The organism is Methylobacterium aquaticum, from assembly GCF_001043915.1.
GTDB lineage: Bacteria > Pseudomonadota > Alphaproteobacteria > Rhizobiales > Beijerinckiaceae > Methylobacterium > Methylobacterium aquaticum.
In genome coordinates, this window is sequence record NZ_LABX01000412.1 from 1 (window position 1) to 509 (window position 509).

Here is a 509-nt window from a genome sequence, read left to right on the forward strand (position 1 = left end):
GCCGTTATCCTCCGGCTTCACCGCCCGGGGCGCGACCGCCGCATAGCCGCGGTTTTCGATCCAGGAGGCACGGATCTCCGGCAGACCGGCGGCGAGGTCGATGCGGGCATTCGTCTCCGTATAGGGGCCGGACGGATCGTAGAGCCGCACTGGCGCCTCGCCCGGATCGGTCAGGACGATCTCCCGGTAGGGAATCCGGAGGTCGGGACGGTCCTTCGGCGAGGCATAGGCTTTCGCCGAGCCGGTGATCGGCCCGGTGGTGACGCTCTTTGGAAGATCTTTGGCGAGGATCGGTGCGTTCATGGATCCCTCCCTGGGAGTCGATCCGGCCTCGAGGCGCGAGGACGCACGGGTCACATCGGTCATGGCAGGTTCCCGTCCCTCCGCCGGTACGAACCGGATCAGGTTCAAGGGTCAGGACGCGCGCTCGTCCACTCTCAGCCCCTGCTGGCGGGGCCCCCCTCGGTAACGGGGTGACTGTCGTGGGGCGGGCGGGGTTTGTCAATCGC

Annotated in this window: 1 pseudogene and 1 riboswitch; the pseudogene reads right to left on the reverse strand. The window is 68.0% G+C overall.

The window, feature by feature from the left end:
* Positions 1 to 303: pseudogene (locus VP06_RS32870) on the reverse strand (phosphomethylpyrimidine synthase ThiC); the annotation flags it as partial.
* 58 nt (positions 304 to 361) lie between these two features.
* A riboswitch (TPP riboswitch) is annotated at positions 362 to 473 on the reverse strand.
* Positions 474 to 509: the final 36 nt, after the last annotated feature.